Genomic DNA, 2,719 nt, shown 5'->3' with positions numbered 1-2,719 from the left:
TACGAGGCGCGTCCGCCCTTGTCGGTGATGGTGGCGACGGTGTCCGCGGCGTCGTCGTCGAGAAGGTCGCAGATTACCACGGCCGCCCCATTCGCGGCGAAGGCTCGTGCCGACGCTGCGCCGATACCGCGGGCGGCTCCGGTGACCATCGCGACTTTGCCATCGAGTGAATACATACTTGTCCTGTCGAATGGGAGTGTCAGCTGGCGGCGTAGACGCCATCGACGCTCAAAGTGGGTTCTCGTGACGAATGTCGACGCGGGGAGGCTCGCTCGAGGCGGTGTCCCCGATTGCATCTATGTCGGCCGATCAGTCCGATCGCCGACATGGCGTGCATTCTGTCGATGAAGGCGTCGGGACAGCTCGGCCGAGATGCCGATGTCGGTGCCGGCGCGGGTGATCAGAGCGGCTTTCCGGGGAGGTCAGGCAAAGACGGGGGCCAGATCGAAATAGACCCGGTAGTCGTCGATGAGGCCTTCGGGTGTGCGGTGCCAGATGGACACCACCGGAATATCGGCGGTCTTGCCGTCGAGACGGTCGTAGGTGACCTGCAATTCGATGATGGTCGTGTCCTCGACCTGCCACTCGTTGACGATCGTGTGGTGCATTCCAGCGATGGTGGCGAAGAACGCGGAGGTTCCTTCGGCGATCTGCGCCCGCCCGATGAACGGCTCGCAGTTGGCGAAGACTAGCTTGCCGGTTTCGGTGAAGAGCTGGGCGAACGATGGCACGTCGAGCGAGTCGACGATTGCGAAGACCTCTGCTGCGTTACGGGTGGATGTGGTCATGGTGGGCCTCCTACGCGGGTTCTGAGACGCGGGCCCGAACGGCCCGCAAGGTGGTTTCGGCGGCGTCGAGATAATCGGCTTCCATGGGCTCGGCGAACGCCGCCTCGGCGTCACTGCCTGCTTCGACGACGTCTCGGAAGAGGCCTCCGTCGAAGCGCTCGGCCACGGTGCACTCGGTGATGGACCGGACGAACGGCAGCGGATTTTCCGCCTTCATCACGAGCCCGTCCCACAGGTCATCGACAGTCAACTCGATGGCATCTGGGGCGTTCACCGCGAGCGTTTTGCTCGCTTCGATCATCTGCCATGCCTCCTGCAAGGACGCGGAGCGCTCGGGTCCCGATGTGTGACACCTGATCGGCGTCTTTCTCAATAGTGTTAGACACTTCGGCCTGTGTCAAGCATCACTTTGGGGTGCTGCTGCTAAGCAGGTCATAGGAATTCCGAGAGCATTCGCGGTAGGGCCCGACAAGGGTCGGGCAGACAAGAAGATCCGCTGGCAACCGGGCGTGGAATTGATCCATCGATCGAAAGATGTGTCTGACACAATTTGCCAGCTATAGTCGTTTGAGGGCACCGACGAAGGGCAGGGGCGATGGGCAGGCGCGTAGGTGGTGCGACGGTATCGATGGACGGGATCCCGCGACCGGTATTCACCGGTCAGCGGACGACGACCATCGAGATCCACAAGCATCTGCGTGCGCTGATCCTCGACAGCACGCTGCCGCCGGGAACGTCGCTCAAGCAGGCGGAACTCGCCCGAGTCTTCGGAATCAGCCGCGCCACGGTCCGGGAAGCATTCCGAATGCTTCAGGAGGAAGGATTGATCGACGCCGAACTCAACCAGGCCGGTCGCGTGCGTGAGTTCGACGCCGACGAACTCGACCAGTTGTATGGCGCGCGGATCGCCCTGGAGGCTCTGGGAGTTCGCGTCACAACAGGTCGGCTGACGGCTGCCGAGAGCGCCGAGGCGAAGCAGCTGCTCGTGGACATGGAACGGCTGCAGTCGGAGAACGACATGGTCAGGTGGGGTGAGGTGCACCGGCGGTTCCACGCACTGTGCATGGCCCGGATCGCCGACCCGCTGGCGCGTACCGTTAATTCGTTCTCCGAACGCAGCGAGCGATACCTACGTCTGTACCAGGTATGGCATCCCCAGTCGTTCTCCGACGCACATCAGCAGCACATGGATATCCTGACCGCCGTCCAAGGCGATGATCCCGCACGTGCGGCAACGCTGATGGCGGCCCACCTCGCCCGCACCGCGACAACAGTCCTCCGTGATCTGTCGCCCCACTCGACACACCACGCCGTGCTCGAAGCGGTGGCTATGGTCGGCGGCTGCAAGATCTGATCCGTTCAGACGACATTCTGCGCAGCTCGCCGGCGGATCAGCAGTTCGTCAGGGCTGGAGAGAGGTGAGGTCCGCGATCTCCGGTGTCTGCCGCTCGTCGTGTCGTTCCAGTCTCGGCCCCGATCGTATGGGAGTCGATGGGGATGGGGCCGGTGCCGGCTGCGATCAACGCGTCCTGCGATCACAACGATTGTTAACGGCACAGCGATGTCCTCAAATGGGGGGCCGCTGGACGAGGACGAGCGACCTGTTCCGTACTCCGTGGGCGCGCACGACGCCTGAAAGCCGGGAGGAAGGGGCGAAGCCCACGGTGCGTCGAATCTCAGGGTGCGCGGCGCCAGGACGCGGGTCCGTGCGGACTGCCAAGGCAGCTGGTGGCGCCGGTGAAGACGGTTTGGAAGGCCTCGATCGGGCGGCACCGTGCGTCCGTTGAGAACAATGTAACCCGCCACCACACGTGTAGGTCTCTCCCGATCGACGCGGGGCAGTGATGACGACTCGCGCAAGCGTCCGGCGCAATGTCGATGAAGTCCTGATCGCCGGTTGGCCAAACCTAACAGCTTGAACCGTTCAGACG

Annotated in this window: 4 protein-coding genes; 1 reads left to right on the top strand and 3 read right to left on the bottom strand. The window is 63.3% G+C overall.

What is annotated here, in order from left to right:
* The 3 genes from CA951_RS41900 to CA951_RS41890 form a co-directional block, all read right to left on the bottom strand.
* The coding region (locus CA951_RS41900) for an SDR family NAD(P)-dependent oxidoreductase (RefSeq protein ID WP_306300884.1) at positions 1–149 on the bottom strand (149 nt) is incomplete at its 3' end.
* A 273-nt stretch (positions 150–422) separates the two neighbouring features.
* Complete coding sequence (locus tag CA951_RS41895) at positions 423–788, bottom strand: nuclear transport factor 2 family protein (protein ID WP_087562450.1); 366 nt, start codon at positions 786–788, stop codon at positions 423–425.
* Between the two features lie 10 nt (positions 789–798).
* Positions 799–1,089, bottom strand: a complete 291-nt coding sequence (locus CA951_RS41890) for an AtaL-like protein (RefSeq protein WP_087562449.1) — start codon at positions 1,087–1,089, stop codon at positions 799–801.
* Positions 1,090–1,383: 294 nt separating this feature from the next.
* Between CA951_RS41890 and CA951_RS41885 the strand changes: the two genes are divergently transcribed.
* Positions 1,384–2,142, top strand: coding sequence for a GntR family transcriptional regulator (locus CA951_RS41885; protein WP_087562448.1), 759 nt, complete (start codon positions 1,384–1,386; stop codon positions 2,140–2,142).
* Positions 2,143–2,719: the final 577 nt, after the last annotated feature.

Source organism: Rhodococcus sp. NCIMB 12038 (genome assembly GCF_002165735.1).
Classification (GTDB): Bacteria; Actinomycetota; Actinomycetes; order Mycobacteriales; family Mycobacteriaceae; genus Rhodococcus_F.
Note: the sequence above shows the minus strand (reverse complement) of the source record. Positions and strands in the feature narration are given on the sequence as shown.

Coding starts and splice junctions, on each gene's coding strand:
- CA951_RS41885 (WP_087562448.1), top strand. CDS start 1,384: ATGGGCAGGCGCGTAGGTGGTGCGACGGTATCGATGGACGGGATCCCG.
- CA951_RS41895 (WP_087562450.1), bottom strand. CDS start 788: ATGACCACATCCACCCGTAACGCAGCAGAGGTCTTCGCAATCGTCGAC.
- CA951_RS41890 (WP_087562449.1), bottom strand. CDS start 1,089: ATGATCGAAGCGAGCAAAACGCTCGCGGTGAACGCCCCAGATGCCATC.